We start from the raw sequence: 14,856 nt of genomic DNA on the forward strand, positions 1-14,856 counted from the left end.
CACCGGGGATCCCGGCAGATATTTCGGCACGTGCAAGCGCACGGACGGTACCGGACCGAGGACGTGATCGCATGGCCCGTCGGAACCACGAGGCCGCCTCCCGCAAGGCCACCGCCAAGCGGAGGACCACCGCCACTTACCAGACCTACACGGCGCACGAGCGGAAACCTCCGCGCCGGCGCTCGATCCGGCTGCGCATCGCGGCGTTGCTGCTGGTCCCGCTGCTGTCCCTGGTCGGGCTGTGGGGCTTCGCGGCGAGCATCACGCTGGGACCCGCGCTGGACAAGTACGACTACTCCGCCGCCTACGAGAGGATCGGCCTGCCCGGCCTGCTCTTCGTCAACCAGCTCCAGCAGGAACGGCAGCTGAGCGTGGTCGCGCTCAGCGCCCGCAAGCTGAGCGGCGGCGAGGGCGGCGCCGAGGAAGCGCAGCGGCTCGCCGCTCAGCGCAAGCGGGTGGACGCCTTGCAGGCCACCTTCCTCAAGGGAGCGGAGGCACCCGAGACCAAGGAGTTCATCGACGCGCAGAGCGAGCAGCGCCTCGCGGTCGCGTTGAAGGGGCTGCAGCAGCTGCCCGCGCTGCGGTCGGCGGTCGATTCCGGCCGTATCGAGACGCTGCGGGTGATCGACGGCTACAGCCTGATGCTGGACAACATCATCCAGACCTTCAGCCGAATGGTCATCGTCAACGACCTGAAGATCTTCGAGCAGGGCCGCGCGCTGATCAGCCTGGGCAACTCCCGCGCGTTCATGCTTCGTGAGGACGCCCTGGTCACCGCCGCGCTGGCGAACAACGGCAGGATGACCCCGGCCGAGCACCTGGCGTTCGTCCAGTCGGTCGCCATGGGGCGGCGCGAGTTCGACGCCGGCATGAACGACCTGGACACCGAGCTGCGGGCGCCGCTGGAGCGGCTCCGCGCGTCCGAGGGCTACAAGAGCTTCCGGGCCATGGAGGTCGCCATCGCCAGGTCGCCGGACGGCCGGCTGCCCGCCGACGCGGCGAGCTGGTCGGCGACCACGCCGCGGCTGTCGCAGGCATGGGAGCAGGCCGTCACTCAGACCAGCCTCGCCGTGAACGACCTGGCCGGGCCGATCGGCGAGCGGATCGTGATGCGCATGGCGGTCGCCGGTGGCTTCGGGCTGCTGGCCGTGATCGCCTCGATCGTGCTGTCCATCATGGCCGCGCGGAGTCTGTCGCGGGAGTTGCGGTGGTTGCAGCGGGCCGCTTTGAACCTGGCCGAGGATCGGCTGCCCGGGGTGGTGGCCCGGTTGCGGCGCGGTGAGGAAGTGGACGTGCAGGCGGAGGCGCCGCCGTTGGTGGTCGGGAAGACGACCGAGGTGTCGCGGGTCGGGGACGCGTTCACTCGGGTGCAGCGGACGGCGATCGAGACGGCCGTCAGTGAGGCGCATCTGCGCAAGGGCATCAGCCGGGTGTTCCTGAACGTGGCGTGGCGCGCGCAGTCGCTGTTGCACCGGCAGCTGGGCATGTTGGACGAGATGGAGCGCGGCACGTCCGATCCGAAGGCGCTGGAGGACCTGTTCCGGCTCGACCATCTGACCACCCGCATGCGCCGGCACGCGGAGGGCCTGGTCATCCTGTCCGGCGCTTCGCCGGGACGGGGATGGAGCCGTCCGGTGCACGTGGACGACGTGCTGCGCGCGGCGGTGTCGGAGGTGGAGGACTACACCCGTGTCGAGGTGGTCGTCGTCTCCGCGAACGCCGCGGTGATCGGTGAGGTGGTGGCGGACGTCATCCACCTGCTGGCCGAGCTGATCGAGAACGCCACGGTGTTCTCGCCGCCGCCCACCGAGGTGCTGGTGCGCGGGGAGATGGGCGCGAACGGGTTCGCGGTGGACATCGTGGACCGCGGGATCGGGCTCGACCAGGCCGAGCTGGACGCGCTCAACCAGCGGCTGGCCAGGCCGCCGGAGTTCGACCTGGCCGACAGCGACCGGCTGGGGCTGTTCGTGGTGTCCCGGCTCGCGCACCGGCACGGCATCAAGGTCGCGTTGCAGCCCTCGCTGTACGGCGGGGTCAGCGCGGTGGTGCTGGTGCCGCGCGAGCTGATCGTGGACGTGGGCACGCCCGAGGACGAGCCCGACGCCGAGCGCGCCACGATCTCCCGTCCCCAGGTCACCGGCCGTCCCGTCGTGCTGAACGGCGGTGGCGGGGGCGACGACGGCGCCGCCGTACCGCCCGGCGGGAACGGCAACGGGTGGGCGCAGCCCACGCAGGCGATCGACGTCGAGGTGTGGCGCAACCCGGCGCCGGCCGAGAACGGCAACGGCAACAACGCCGAGCTGTCGGCGCCCGTCCCGGAGCAGACGGCGCCGCCGATGCAGGACACGTCGTGGGCGCGGCCGGGTCCGCGGCCGGGCGACCGGATCCCTCGGGTGCCGCAGCCGACGACCCCGCCGGAGTCGTTCGGCACGGGGTCGGGCAAGTCGCCGCTGCCGCGCCGTGTGCGGCAGGAGAACCTGGCGCCGCAGCTGAGGGACGTCGGGCCGCCGCCGTACGACGCCACCCCGACCCAGGGCACGCCCGTGTGGGCCGAAGAGGACCGCGCCGCCGAGGCGTCCCGTGATCTGTTCGCCTCCTTGCAGGCCGGCTGGCTGCGCGGCCGTGAAGAGGACGAGGGACCGGGCGGACACGCATACAACGGAGAAGGGAGTCCGTCATGACCCAGCCGGATGTCACCGCGGAACTGGGCTGGCTTCTGGACGATCTGGTCAACCGGGTCCCGCAGGTGCGCAAGGTCGTGGTGCTGTCGCGGGACGGCCTGGTGATGGGCGCGTCCCGGGAGGTCGGCCGTGAGGACGCCGAGTACCTGGCGGCGATGGCCGCGGGGTTCTGGAGCCTGGCGGTCGGCGCCCAGCCGCAACTGGAGTCGGGCGAGATCCGTCAGGCCATGATCGAGATGGAGAAGGGCCTGTTCTTCGTCGTCCCCGCCGGGGCCAACAGCTGCCTGGCGCTGATCAGCGAGATCGGCGCCAACGCGGGCCTGGTGGCCTACGAGATGACGATGCTGGTCAAGCGCGTGCACAGGCAGCTGTCCACGGGCCTGAGAACCGCAGGGCCGGAATCAGGGTGACCGGGCATGGACCCCAGAGCCGCCGGTGGGCCCCACGATCCGCGCAGGGAGCGCTGGATCGACGAGGCCGCGGGGCCCATTGTCCGTCCATACGCGATGACGCGTGGCCGTACGGTGCCGACCGGCGAGCCGCTCGACATCGTGGCCATCATCGTCGCGACCGGTCGTGTGGCCGACCTGGCTCGGTTGTCCCGCGAGCAGCGACGCCTGCTGGCGGTGTGCCGGCGGCCGCACACCATCGCGGACCTGGCGTCGGAGGTGGACCTGCCGCTCGGCGTCGTCCGCGTGCTCGCCGGGGATCTGCTGGACCAGGGGCTGCTCGGCGTGCAGCAGTGGAGCCCGCCCACCGCACAGGTCGACCAGAACCTCCTGAGAAGGGTGCTCGATGAGCTACGCGCGCTCTAAATCCCCCGCCGACCCGTCCGCGGAGGCCGCCGACGGCCCTCGGGTGGCATTGAAGATCCTTGTCGCCGGCGGCTTCGGCGTCGGCAAGACGACCCTCGTCGGGGCGGTCAGCGAGATCCGGCCGCTGCGCACCGAAGAGGCGATGACCAACGCGTCGATCGGCGTGGACGACATCGAGGGCGTGGCCGCCAAGCGGACCACGACCGTGGCGATGGACTTCGGCCGCATCACGTTGCGCGACGGTGTCGCGATCTACCTGTTCGGCACGCCGGGCCAGGAACGCTTCTGGTTCATGTGGAACGAGCTGTCGCGCGGCGCGCTCGGCGCGGTGGTGCTGGCCGACACCCGGAGGCTCCCCGCCAGCTTCGGGTCGATCGACTACTTCGAGCGGCGCGGCACCCCGTTCGTCATCGCGGTGAACTGCTTCGAGGGCGCCGAGCAGTACGAGGCGCCGGAGATCCGCACCGCGCTGGACGTGGACCCGCAGGTGCCGATCATCCTGTGCGACGCGCGGCGTCCGGGCTCGGCGAAGCAGGTGCTGATCGGGCTGATCGAGCACGCGCTGCGTTCGGCGTCCCACACCGGGACGGGCGGCCCGGTGATGGCCTTCTGACCGCCCTCCGGCCTGCTCCTCCGACCTCGCGCCTCCCCGGGTTGCGACCCGTCCGGGGAGGTGCGGCAGACTCGTGGCGTGTTCGCCCCAGGGCGACGGGAAGATCGGGGCGAACACGCCACGACCCAGCGTAGGGTCGGCCGGGGGAGGAGAGAGATGGACGAGAAGGACATCCTGGGGAGCATCCGCGACTTCGTCGAGGAGGAGCGCGCGTTGCGGGAGAAGCACGCGCACGGTGAGCCGTCCGATCCGGACGACCGCCGCCGCCTCCGCGAGCTGGAGGTCGCGCTCGACCAGTGCTGGGACCTGCTGCGCCAGCGGCGTGCCCGCAGAGGCGCCGGGCAGGACCCGGACGAGGCCCAGATCCGTCCGGCCGACCAGGTGGAGAACTACCGCCAGTAATCCGGCGACCGCCGAAGATCGGCCATCGCCGGCAGAGGACTCCCGCGGCACGCCCGGGGCGGCGCGGCTCTGGGCATGCCGGTGGCGGGCCGCGCCAGGTCGCGGCCCGCCACCGGGTTCGCCCCTCCGGGCGGTCAGGCGGGACAGGTGTCCCGGTAGTCGGAGATCGCGGTCGAGCGCGGGGCGGGGCAGAGGAACTGGGAGTAGCGGGTGTCGTCGTCGATGTACCGCTTCATCCAGCTGAGCATGGACTTGGCCATGGTGGTGTTGGGGGTCTGCGGGAAGAAGTGGCTGGCGTTGTTCAGCTCCAGGTACGCCTTCTCCGGCGCGCTGGTCAGGCTGGTGTAGAACGGGATCGAGTGCGTGGCCACCGGCGCGATGGAGTCGGACTCACCGCCGATGATCATCGTGGGGACGCGCACCGTGGTCCAGGTCTTGTCCAGGTTCCACGGGGCGATCGGGATGGCCGCCTGGAGCGAGGGACGGCTCGCCGCCGCCTCCAGAGTGCCGCCGCCGCCCATGGAGTGTCCGGCCACGGCCAGGCGCGACGGGTCCAGCCGTGCCCGGACCGCGCTCGGGCTGCGCTGGGTCAGGTAGTCCAGGGCGGCCAGCAACTGCTGTCCTCGGCTGGCGGGCTGGTCGAGCAGCGTGTTGGTCTCGATGCCGATGACCACGAAGCCGAACGAGGCCAGGCGCGGGCCGAGCCAGTCCAGGCTGGACCAGGTGGCGGTGAAGCCGGGTGAGATGGCGATGCCGCCGTAGGTGCCCTCGGCGGTGCTGTTGGGGTAGTAGATGACGCCGCCGCCGAACCCGGTGGCGCTCAGCCTGGACACGGTGGTCTGGGAGGTGCTGAACGGGCCGCGGGAGGCGCTGACGCTGGCCTCCGTGGGGTCGGGTCCCCGTTCGTAGGGGCTCTGGGCGTTGGCGGGGGGCGCTGCGACCAGCCCTGCGATCAGGGCCGCGGCCGCGCCGAGCAGCGCGATGGACTGCCTGCGGAGCATGGTTCTCCTTCCACTGACGGTCAAGCGGCGACGGGTCGCGCGCCTGCCGTGTGTGCCGCCGGGCCGGGTGGGGGCTCGATCCCGTTCCGCTGCGGAGCCACCCGGTTCACCGGATCGCCGTCAGTGTGTTGCGGTGGCGTTACGCCGCCATCGGTGAAACCGCCGTCCTCGCGCCGCAGCGCCCGGCCTTGGGGACGGACGCGGCGGCGCACGCCACCACGCGGTGAGCGCTCACAACCGCCCGGATTCAGGGACGTGCCGTACGGCGTGCTCGGGACGGCCCGTACGCAGACCGGGCGCGAGGGCCAGCGTGACCGCGATGGACGCGACCGCCATCGCCACGATCCCGGTGGCGGGGGAGGTGTGCTGCGCGACCGTCCCGGCGAGCGCGGCGGCGATCCCTTGGAAGGCGAGCGTGCCTGAGGAGTGCAGCCCGAGTGCCTGGCCTTGCAGGTCGTCCGGGGTGATGGCCATCAGCCGCTCCTGGAGGAGCAGCGACGCCGAGTACCCGATGGACGCGACGAAGACCGCCACCGCGGCGACCACCGGACCGGGGTCGAACGCGAACACCAGGTACGGGACGCCCAGCAGGAGCCGCAGGGAGGGGCCGAGCCGCGGCCGCCACCGCGGCGGGATGAACCGGCCGGCCAGGGTGTCGCCCGCCAGCATCCCGAGCGCGGCGACGGCGAGCAGCAGCCCCGCGTGGTGCGGCGTGTAGGGGACGAACAGCGCCTCGCAGCCGACGACCAGCCCGTTCGGCACCCACAGCGCGAGGTAGAGGTGCCGGCGCGGCGCCGACGACCACAGCCGCGCGTTGACCCGCCAGGTCCGCGCGATGGACGGCCGTCCCGGGTCGCGCGGCGGGCGCGGGGCGAGCCGCCGGTACGCGACGAGCGCGGCGGTGAGGTACAGCAGGGCGCCGGTGAGCAGCGCGCCGCGCGGTGTCAGCGTCGCGACCAGCGCGGCGCCGAGGGCGAACCCGATGACCTGCGTCGTCCCGTTGGCCATGTTGAGCACCGACCGGCCGAGCAGGTAGCCGTCCTTCGGCAGGATCTCGCCGAGCAGCCCGAACCGGACGCCGCCGCCGACCGAGGCGACCAGCCCCAGCCCCACGATGACCGCCACGATCGCCCAGCCGGGCAGCCCCGGGATCGCCAGCGCCGCGGTGCCCGCGCTGGACGCCAGCGCGACCCCGGTCGTCGCGGCGCGCGGCGGCAGCCGGTCGGCCGCCGACAGCAGCGTCGCCGCGCCCGCCATCTGGACCAGGGACGGTCCGAACATGCTGACCGCCGACAGGAACGGCGAGCCGGTGGCCGTGAACACCAGCGTGCCGAGCCCGAGCCCGCTGACGGTGGTCGCGGCGACCTGGGCGGTGGACGTGGCGAACAGCGGGGTGAACTCGGGTGAGCGGAACAGCTCTCGGTAGGTGCGCATGCCGGGGAGTGTCCAGAGCGCACCGGTACGCCCGTTAATGTTTCGCGAGGGGGCGAAACCAATGGGCCTATGGCTGATCAACGCGGACACCCTGGCCCGGGGCCGGTTCGTGATCTCGCCGCTGGCCGAGGCGGTCGCCTGCCTGAAGCTGCTGGAACGCGGCACCCCGTCCACCCCCGCCGACCGCGTCTGGCTGGACGACCACCTCCCCGACTACAGGGCCCGCCTCGCCGCCGACCCGATCACGGCGCTGCTGATCAAGTCGGCGCTGGGGCGGCGCTGGAACGCGGACTTCCTCACCCCCACCCCGGCCGGTGAGGGCGAACGGCCGTTCCACGAGGAACTCGCCGACGTGCGCGCCTGGCCGCCCGACGCGGTCCGCGATCATCTGGTGAGGTCGCTGGAACGGCCGCTGCCCGGTGTCCTGAGCCGGCGCGACGACCTGGCCGGCCGCGCCGCGGAACTCCTGGAGTGGGTGTGGACGCAGACCGTCCTGCCGTCCTGGCCGAGACGCCGCCGGATCTTCGAGGCGGACGCGGTCGCCCGTACCGAACGGCTCGGGCAGGGCGGCTGGGCCGCGGCGCTGGACGAGCTGCGCCCGGGGATGCGCTGGCTGGGCGGCGGCAGGCTCCAGGTCAACATGCATCACTACCCGCCCCGCGAGATCCACAATGCGCAGCTCCTGTTCGTCCCGGTTACGCCGCGCACCGGATGGGTGTCCTGGGAGGAGCCGTACCGGTACGCCATCGTCTATCCGTGCGCGGGCCCGCTCGCGGAGGCCGGTCGCACTCCCGTCCCTGACGCGCTGGGACGGCTGCTCGGCTCGTCCCGCGCCCGCGTGCTGCTGCTTCTCGACACGCCCAAGAGCACGACGCAACTGGTGGCGCTGACCGGGCAGGGCTTGGGCTCGGTGGGGCGCCACCTCAAGATTCTGCTGGACGCGGGGGTGGTCGCACGCCGCCGCTCGGGTCGCTCCGTCCTCTATTTCCGGACGGCGACGGGGGACATGCTGGTCCAGGCCCCGCGTTGAGCGGGCCGGACTCGGTGACCAGCACGCCCTTGGAGCCGGACGTGCCGACCCCGAGGAGCGGGCTCATCCTCCCTCACCGTCCGCCGGTTCGGCGAGGCGCAGGGCGCGTTCCAGCATGGCCCGCAGATGGTCGTCGGCGGGCACGCCGGTCGTGGCGTCCCACTTCTCGGCGAGGTCGGCGGCCTCACCGAAGAACCGGCGGATCAGGTCGAACAGCTCGCTGTAGAAGCCCACGATGAGCGCGATGAGGTGGAGGCGCTCGGGGAACGGCCCGCCCGTGGCGAGGTAGGTCTCGATCTGGGGACGCGCGCGGGCCAGCTCGCCCTCGGCCCAGGCGGCGGTCGAGCGCAGGGACCGTACGAGCTGCTCGGGGGTGCCCTGATCGGCGAAGATCACCCGCAGCATCGCCTCGATCTCGAACAGGGGGGTGGCCGGTTCGGTGTCCAGCCACTCCTCCAGGGCGCGGCGGCCTTCGGGGGTGATGTGGTACTGGGCGCGGGTCCGGTCGCCGCGCCGCTGGTGGGTGACCTCGGCGAGCCCGGCCTCGACCAGTTTCTTGGGTTCGGTGTAGAGCAGGCTCTCGGATTTCGGCCAGATGTAGTGCAGGCTGCGCCGCATCTGCTGGGTGAGCTCGTAGGCCGTCCAGGGCTGGAGGGCGAGCAGCCCGAGCAGCGCATAGGAGGTCGTGGTCAGTCGGGGTCGGCTGGATGTGGTCACGCCCTTGACCGTACTCCGGTCTGGAGTACTGTCGAAATGGTCCAGATTGGAGTAAAACACGATGGCCGACATCCAACGGTTCGAGGGGTCGCCGGCGCAGGCGGAGGCGCTGACGGGGGAGCTGCTGCGGGAGTACCTGCTGTGGATCGGGGAACGGCTCGGCGCCGACCACGGAGTGGTGTTCGACGACATCGAGGCGGCCGTGGCGGCGCACCACCGCGAGTTCACCCAGGAACTGCCGCATCTGCTGGGCCCGCGCGGACGCCTGCTCATCGCGCGCGCGGGCACGAAGGTCGTCGGGGTGGGCGCGCTGAAGCCCGTCGACGAGACCGTGGCCGAGATCAAGCGCATGTACGTGCGTCCGCAGGCCCGCGGCCAGGGGCTCGGACGCGCGATCCTGGAGACTCTGCTGACGGACGCGCGCACCATCGGGTACGAGGTGGCGCGCCTGGAGACCGCGACGTTCATGCGCGAGGCGCACGCCCTGTACCGGTCCGTGGGTTTCGAGGACAGGCCGATGTTCGACGGCAACGAGGCCGGACTGTCCGGCCTCGAATCCTTCATGCTGTTCATGGAGCTGCGCCTCACCGACGCCGACTGATGCGATGATCGATCCATGCCGGCCATCGATTCGGTCATCTTCGACAGCGCCGACCCCGAGCGGCTGGCCCGGTTCTGGGCGGAACTGCTCGGAAGGCCGATCGCCTCCAGGAAGGGCCCGTACGTCATCCTCGAACGCGACGGCGGCCCCGGCCTCGTCTTCCAGAAGACCGACGCGCCCAAGAGCGGCAAGAACCGCGTGCACCTCGACCTCGCGTCGCCCGACCCGGCCTCCGACCGGGCGCGCGTCGAGGCGCTGGGCGGGCGCCGCGTCGAGGGCTACGAGGACGGAGGCTTCCTGGTCATGGCCGACCCCGAGGGGAACGAGTTCTGCCTGATCCCTCCGGACCGTTCGCCATCGACGACGCCGGGCGCGCCCACTACCTCGACACCTGAACGCGTCAGGAAAGACCTTTTACGCCGAGGGCCTCGGCTGCCGGATCGACCAGGACTACGGCGGCTACGTCAAGGTCGACCTGGGCGAGGGCACGAGATCATGCGCGCCGCGGTCGCGGCCGGAGGCACCGCCGTCAAGGAGGCCGCCGCCGCCCAGTGGGGCGGCTACTACGGCTACTTCAGCGACCCCGATGGCCACCTCTGGAAGGTCACCACCGCCACCTGAGGCCCGGCGGCGTCCCGGTGTCAGCGTTCGCGGTCGCGTAGCAGGGAGGTCACCCGGGCGGTGCAGACGCGGCGGCCGTGGTCATCGGTGATGGTCACGTCATAGGTCGCCAGCGTGTTCCCGGCGGAGACCTTGGTGGCGACGCCGGTGAGCATCCCCTCGGAGACCGTGCGGTGATGGGACACGTTGAGCTCGATCCCCAGGGCCATCCGTCGCGGGCCGCCGTGCACGGCCGCCGCGCAGGAGCCGATGGATTCCGCCAGGACGCAGGAGGCGCCGCCGTGCAGCGTCCCGTAGACCTGCGTGTTGCCCTCGACCGGCATGCGGGCGACGACGCGTTCGGCGCTCGCCTCGATGATCTCGATGCCCAGCCGGTCGTCCAGGCTGTTGCGTCCCACGCCTGGCGGGTTCCGAAGGCCGCCTGGGCGATGTCGCCAAGGCCCGCACGGCCCGCGTCAGCGCTCCGCGAAGGGGGAGGGGGCTTTCGGCAGGCCGGGCACGCCGATCAGTTCCAGTAGGTGCCTCAGAACCAGGTCGTTCTGCACCATCAGGTCGAAGGCGTCACGGGCGTTGTATTGGCGTACCTGCTCCTCTACATGGGCGGCCAGTGTGCGGGCCTCGTCGCGCCGGTCACCGGTCATCCTCTCGATGATCTTCGCGGCGTCCCCGGGGTTCTCGGCCAGCGCCATCGCGTAGGGGGTGAGCCAGTCGGCCTGCCCGTCGCTGAGGAACTCCCGCCACAGCAGGCGCTGCTCGCCGAGCTGGGCGGCCAGCATCCGCGCCTCCTCGTGCCGGTTGTGCGCCTCCTGCCGTGAGCTCCATGCCTCGCGCTGAGCTTTCCGGACGGGCTTGTCCAGGCGCAGCAGGGTGTAATGCTCGATGGGCCGGGCGGCGCCGTCGTCGACCGTTCCGGAGGCATAGGTCAGGCGGGTGCCGGCGAACAATTCGCCCAGTGTGTCGTGGAAGGTCTTCTCGGCCGCGCCCGCCTCGTAGGGCGGGAAATCGCGGGAGACTCCGCGGAGGCGGGCCGCCGCGCGATCCCTGAGGATCTCCCGATGGTCGCTCGTCCGGGCGATCAGCTTTTCGCCGTACGCGTGGCCGGTGACGCACCAGGTGAAATTGACGACGACGAAGAAGTCGTACCCGTCGCCCTTGGCCGGAACGCGGAACTCGAAACTGTCGGGCCAGTGCACCGCGCGGAACCGGTCGCGGGACCGGTTCAGCAGGCGGACGAGCCGCGTGCCGATGCCCGGATACAACTGGAGACGTTCCACAGGCTCGCTGTGGTATTTGCAGGCCGTACGCAGATTGGTCATCCCGTCGCCTCCTGTTCGGATCGGAACGGTGGAGTCACTTGGTAGAAGCGCAGCCGCGGACGCAGGCCGGGCTCGGCGTGCAAATCCCTGAGCAGCGCACCGATGTCGAGCCCGTTCTTCGCCCAGGTGCGTAGCGCGTTCCACGGCTTTTGGTCGAAGTACCGCGAGGACAGGACCTCCCGCCACAGGTCGGCGGCCTGGGTCGGGTCCTCGTTGTAGTAGGTGAGCAGGGGTGGCCGGTCCGCGGGTCCGAGCCACGCGAGATCGGCCAGGGATCGGGCCGCGAGTTCACTGAGAACGGGATGGTCCAAACGGGCCCAGCCGGTCAGTTTCGCAACGACGATGCCGGGAGAACCGTCCAGGAACAGTTCCACGACCGTGTTCCGGATGGCTCCGTTGAGCCGGCCACGGTGTGTCACAGCGATTTTCTCCAATATGCGCATCGCGTCTTCGGTGGCCACCGTTCCGAACCGCGTGCCGAGCAGCCGGACGGTGGTGGCCGCCCGGCGCAGGTCCTTGGTGGTGGCCCATGGCCGCACGCTCCTGATGACGTCGGGACGCCGCGACGGGCACTTGAACGCGATCGCCTCCAGCGTCCAGGCCGTCGTTACGTGCAGGCTCATGTACCTGCTGCGAGACCATTCGAGGATGCAGTTGTCGTAGATGAACGTGAAGTCGTAGACGGCGAATTGGGCGAGCGTGTGGGCCACCTTGAGACGTGTCTCCGGGCTTCCCGTCCTGGCCAGTTCGGAGAGCCAGTCGAGCAACGCCTTGTGCGCGACGACGTAGTCGAGCCAGACGGCGTCGAGCACGGAGGTGGCGAAACCGTGCCGGAAGGGCAGCGTGCGGTCCATCTCCTCGATGAACTCCGGCCGTTCCTCCCTGGCGTGTTCCAGCCAGTCCCCCAGCATGGCGCCGAAGGGCGGCAGGGCCAGCTTGGAACGCTTGCCCTCGCGTTCCAGCTTGTGGAGCCGCGTGGCCAGGTCATAGGCCGCCCGGCAGACCTCGACGGTGGGCAGCCCGTTCAGCGCGGCACCGGCGATGACGAAGGCGCGGCGCGCCAGGTCCTTGTCGGTGTCCTGCTGGCGCAGCACTTCGCGCGCCTGGCGCCGGAGCGGCTTGACGCGATTCCGGCAGATCTCCTTGATCGGCCGTCCGGCCTGTATCCCTTCGGCGAGGTCACGCGCCAGTTCCATGGCGTCCCGGGGGGTCTCCGGACGCTCGGTGACCTCGTCGGCGATGGAACGGACGTCCACTCCAACCGCTGTCAACCGAGCGGACAGGTGGCGCTCCAGCACGTCCATCGCATCGGGAGGCTCGTGCCGGACCACGATGCCGCCGACCTCGCTGGTGTCGGTGTCAGGGCCCACGAGGATGACCAGCTGGGCGTTGCGCGCGACCAGCGCGTCCCGGCAGGCGAACGCCTCCAGCTCCGTGAGGCGTCCGGTCCCGCTCAGGCGTGAGGAGGCGTCGTACAGGTAGCCGTGACCGTGGTGCAGCTTCTCCTTGTCCAGATGCGCGAGGGACCTCTCCGGACTGATCTCGTGCAGCTCCGGATGCCGGTGTGCCAGGGCCGCCAGTGCCGCGGTCTTACGTCCCGTGCCCGATCGGCCTTGCAGGACGACGACGGGCTCGGACCTCAGCAGCCGGATGAGTCGTTCTTTGCTGGGGGTGCCGGCGAGCCTCTGCCTGATGTCGGCCCAGTTCCGCGTGATGGAGACGATCGGCCAGGGCTCCTTCTCGCCTCCGGCCATGAAGATGTTCAGGTCGTGGCCGACCTTGTGGCCGCCGACCGCGTCGCCGCCGCCGTAGGCGAGGTTCTGGCGGTCGGCCGTGGAGAGGTAGGTTCTCCGGATCTCGCGGACGTGGTCGTTCATCCGCTGGAAGTCGGCGTTGTCCGCCTCGGGCAGTTCCTTCAGCTCCTCCTCATCGGGCTTGCCGTCGTCGGGCGCGTTCTCCGGCTCTTTCGGCTGGTCCCGCTCATCGGACATCGCGGTGGCCTCCGTGGCCGCGGTCGCCGTAGAGGTTGAGGTCCCCGCCGACCTTGTGGCCGCCGATGGCGTCGCCGCCTCCGTAGGCGACGTTGACGTTCCGCCCGTGGATCCCGGACGGAGGCGGCGGCGCGTCGGCGACCGGCTCCGTTTCCCGGCCGCCGTCCGTTCCCCGGGCGTCGTCCGTTCGGTCCGTTCGGTCGGGCGGGTCGTACGCCGCCAGTTTCTGAAGGCCGGCGACGTCGAAGCCCGGGACGTAGAGATAGGCGGTGTAGTCCTGCTTCTTCGCGACCACGCGCACCGGCCGGAAGAGGTTGGGACGCGGTTCTCCTATCCCCTGGGCGATGTAGTCGTCGTAGATCCGCGAGGAGACGATGACGCCGAGGTCGGCGCCGGGGAAGGCGGCCATCGCCGCCCGTATCGGGTCGGAGTCGCGCAGGCGCGCGGGCTGGACGGCGTGCCGACCGGTCCAGCCGGTCGCCCCGTCCACGCGGATCGGGCCGATGTGCACGGCCATCCGCAGCCTGATGCGCGTCCAGGCGGGCTCGGCGCGCAGGCGGTTGTACGAGCCCAGCCTGGCGTCGAGTTGCCGTACGAAGGCGTCCATCAGCCGGATCACGTCGGTGCCCAACGGGAGTGCCGACTTGATGCCGTCTCCGCTGTACTGTCGCTCCCAGGCGCGCGGGTTCAGACCGGCCGCCATCGCCGCGCCGTCGAAGATCCTCTTGAGGGCGGCCTGCGCGGTGCGCTGCTCGGTGTCGGTGCGCGTGCCGTAGTCCTCCACGTCGCCGTCCACGATGACGCGGTGTTCGGGAGCGGCGTGGTCGGGGACGAGAGTGTCGCTCATGTGGCCTCCGGTTGTTCCGGGTCGTCGTTCTGCGGCCCAGCGTCGGTGGCCACCGGAGACCCGAAGCCGGATTAATCCGGCTTCGGCCGGATTTTTTCGTCCGGAAGATCGGCGTACTCGCCGAGACCGCCGGGATCGGTGATGACGAAGTGGCTCCGTTTCGGCATGGCGATGTACCCCCGGTCCGCCAGCGCCCGCAGCGCCTTCTGCACGGTGTCCTCCTTGGCGCCGACCAGGCCGCCGAGCTCGGCCTGCGTCAGCGGGACGCCGAGATCGACGCCCCTCCCGTACGGACGGCCGTGCCGCCCGGCGAGCGCCAGCAGGACGCGGGCCAGGCACCTGCCGACCTCGTATCCCGCGAAGTCGAGCCGCCGCTGGTTGGACCAGCGCAGCCGTTCGATCGTCATCTGGTTGAGCGTCAGCGCGGCCTGCGGATGGCGCCGCAGGAAGTCGATGAACGCGCCGCCCGCGATCTGGCGGGCCACCGCGCGCCCGCACGTGGTGACGGTCGCCGACCGCGCCGCCCCGGTGAGGACGGCCATCTCGCCGATCAGATCGCCGCTGACCCGTACCGCCAGCAGCGACTCGGTGCCGTTCTCCACCCCGGCGCTGACCTTGACCAGCGCGTCGATCAGCACCCACACCGAGGAGCCGGCCTCCCCCTGCCGCATCAGGACCCGCCGGGGCGGCAGGTGACGCGGGCTTCCCTGAGCGAGCAGCCGTCTCCGCATCGGTGGGGGAAGCCGCCTGAGAAAGGTGCCCTTCGGCCAGTCACGAGGGACTGAGG

At 71.1% G+C, this 14,856-nt stretch carries 16 protein-coding genes; 8 read left to right on the forward strand and 8 right to left on the reverse strand.

Going from position 1 to position 14,856, the window contains the following annotated elements; all coding sequences use genetic code 11:
- Window positions 1–71 precede the first annotated feature (71 nt).
- From ACGWYJ_RS00910 to ACGWYJ_RS00930, 5 genes are all read left to right on the forward strand, one after another.
- Window positions 72–2,681, forward strand: coding sequence for a nitrate- and nitrite sensing domain-containing protein (locus ACGWYJ_RS00910; RefSeq protein WP_395103519.1), 2,610 nt, complete (start codon window positions 72–74; stop codon window positions 2,679–2,681).
- Entirely contained in the window at window positions 2,678–3,091 is a 414-nt protein-coding gene (locus tag ACGWYJ_RS00915; protein ID WP_285693093.1) for a roadblock/LC7 domain-containing protein, read from the forward strand. The genes ACGWYJ_RS00910 and ACGWYJ_RS00915 overlap by 4 nt, the downstream gene beginning before the upstream one ends.
- A 6-nt stretch (window positions 3,092–3,097) precedes the next feature.
- Window positions 3,098–3,496, forward strand: a complete 399-nt coding sequence (locus tag ACGWYJ_RS00920; RefSeq protein ID WP_285693091.1) for a DUF742 domain-containing protein — start codon at window positions 3,098–3,100, stop codon at window positions 3,494–3,496.
- Window positions 3,477–4,109: an ATP/GTP-binding protein gene (locus tag ACGWYJ_RS00925; protein WP_395103520.1), complete on the forward strand. Its 633-nt coding sequence runs from the start codon at window positions 3,477–3,479 to the stop codon at window positions 4,107–4,109. The genes ACGWYJ_RS00920 and ACGWYJ_RS00925 overlap by 20 nt, the downstream gene beginning before the upstream one ends.
- A 156-nt stretch (window positions 4,110–4,265) precedes the next feature.
- Window positions 4,266–4,511 (forward strand): DUF2630 family protein, encoded by a 246-nt coding sequence (locus ACGWYJ_RS00930; protein WP_285693087.1) that lies wholly within the window; start codon window positions 4,266–4,268, stop codon window positions 4,509–4,511.
- A 134-nt stretch (window positions 4,512–4,645) separates the two neighbouring features.
- Here ACGWYJ_RS00930 and ACGWYJ_RS00935 read toward each other — a convergent pair whose 3' ends face one another.
- Window positions 4,646–5,512: an alpha/beta hydrolase family protein gene (locus ACGWYJ_RS00935; RefSeq protein WP_395103521.1), complete on the reverse strand. Its 867-nt coding sequence runs from the start codon at window positions 5,510–5,512 to the stop codon at window positions 4,646–4,648.
- 231 nt (window positions 5,513–5,743) lie between these two features.
- Window positions 5,744–6,946, reverse strand: a complete 1,203-nt coding sequence (locus ACGWYJ_RS00940) for an MFS transporter (protein ID WP_395103522.1) — start codon at window positions 6,944–6,946, stop codon at window positions 5,744–5,746.
- 61 nt (window positions 6,947–7,007) lie between these two features.
- Here ACGWYJ_RS00940 and ACGWYJ_RS00945 point away from each other — a divergent pair, with 61 nt between their 5' ends.
- Complete coding sequence (locus ACGWYJ_RS00945) at window positions 7,008–7,976, forward strand: ArsR/SmtB family transcription factor (RefSeq protein WP_395103523.1); 969 nt, start codon at window positions 7,008–7,010, stop codon at window positions 7,974–7,976.
- 63 nt (window positions 7,977–8,039) lie between these two features.
- Here the strand turns inward: ACGWYJ_RS00945 and ACGWYJ_RS00950 are convergent, their stop codons facing one another.
- Complete coding sequence (locus ACGWYJ_RS00950; protein ID WP_395103524.1) at window positions 8,040–8,693, reverse strand: PadR family transcriptional regulator; 654 nt, start codon at window positions 8,691–8,693, stop codon at window positions 8,040–8,042.
- Between the two features lie 61 nt (window positions 8,694–8,754).
- Here ACGWYJ_RS00950 and ACGWYJ_RS00955 point away from each other — a divergent pair, with 61 nt between their 5' ends.
- Both ACGWYJ_RS00955 and ACGWYJ_RS00960 read left to right on the forward strand, forming a co-directional pair.
- Window positions 8,755–9,294, forward strand: a complete 540-nt coding sequence (locus ACGWYJ_RS00955) for a GNAT family N-acetyltransferase (RefSeq protein WP_395103525.1) — start codon at window positions 8,755–8,757, stop codon at window positions 9,292–9,294.
- A 15-nt stretch (window positions 9,295–9,309) separates the two neighbouring features.
- Complete coding sequence (locus ACGWYJ_RS00960; protein ID WP_395103526.1) at window positions 9,310–9,915, forward strand: VOC family protein; 606 nt, start codon at window positions 9,310–9,312, stop codon at window positions 9,913–9,915.
- A 20-nt stretch (window positions 9,916–9,935) separates the two neighbouring features.
- On the opposite strand, the gene ACGWYJ_RS00965 is transcribed toward ACGWYJ_RS00960, so the two are convergent.
- The 5 genes from ACGWYJ_RS00965 to ACGWYJ_RS00985 all read right to left on the reverse strand — a co-directional run bounded on the left by ACGWYJ_RS00965 (window position 9,936) and on the right by ACGWYJ_RS00985 (window position 14,800).
- On the reverse strand, window positions 9,936–10,313 hold the full coding sequence (locus ACGWYJ_RS00965) for a PaaI family thioesterase (RefSeq protein ID WP_395103527.1): 378 nt from the start codon (window positions 10,311–10,313) through the stop codon (window positions 9,936–9,938).
- A 57-nt stretch (window positions 10,314–10,370) separates the two neighbouring features.
- Window positions 10,371–11,231: a hypothetical protein gene (locus tag ACGWYJ_RS00970; protein WP_395103528.1), complete on the reverse strand. Its 861-nt coding sequence runs from the start codon at window positions 11,229–11,231 to the stop codon at window positions 10,371–10,373.
- Entirely contained in the window at window positions 11,228–13,222 is a 1,995-nt protein-coding gene (locus tag ACGWYJ_RS00975) for a hypothetical protein (RefSeq protein ID WP_395103529.1), read from the reverse strand. The genes ACGWYJ_RS00970 and ACGWYJ_RS00975 overlap by 4 nt, the downstream gene beginning before the upstream one ends.
- A complete protein-coding gene (locus tag ACGWYJ_RS00980; RefSeq protein ID WP_395103530.1) occupies window positions 13,212–14,069 on the reverse strand; it encodes a hypothetical protein in 858 nt (285 codons plus the stop codon). Before ACGWYJ_RS00980 ends, ACGWYJ_RS00975 begins: the two co-directional genes overlap by 11 nt.
- Before the next feature lie 71 nt (window positions 14,070–14,140).
- On the reverse strand, window positions 14,141–14,800 hold the full coding sequence (locus ACGWYJ_RS00985) for a Crp/Fnr family transcriptional regulator (protein WP_395103531.1): 660 nt from the start codon (window positions 14,798–14,800) through the stop codon (window positions 14,141–14,143).
- Window positions 14,801–14,856 lie beyond the last annotated feature (56 nt).

This window comes from Actinomadura sp. SCN-SB (assembly GCF_043906805.1).
Classification (GTDB): domain Bacteria; phylum Actinomycetota; class Actinomycetes; order Streptosporangiales; family Streptosporangiaceae; genus Spirillospora.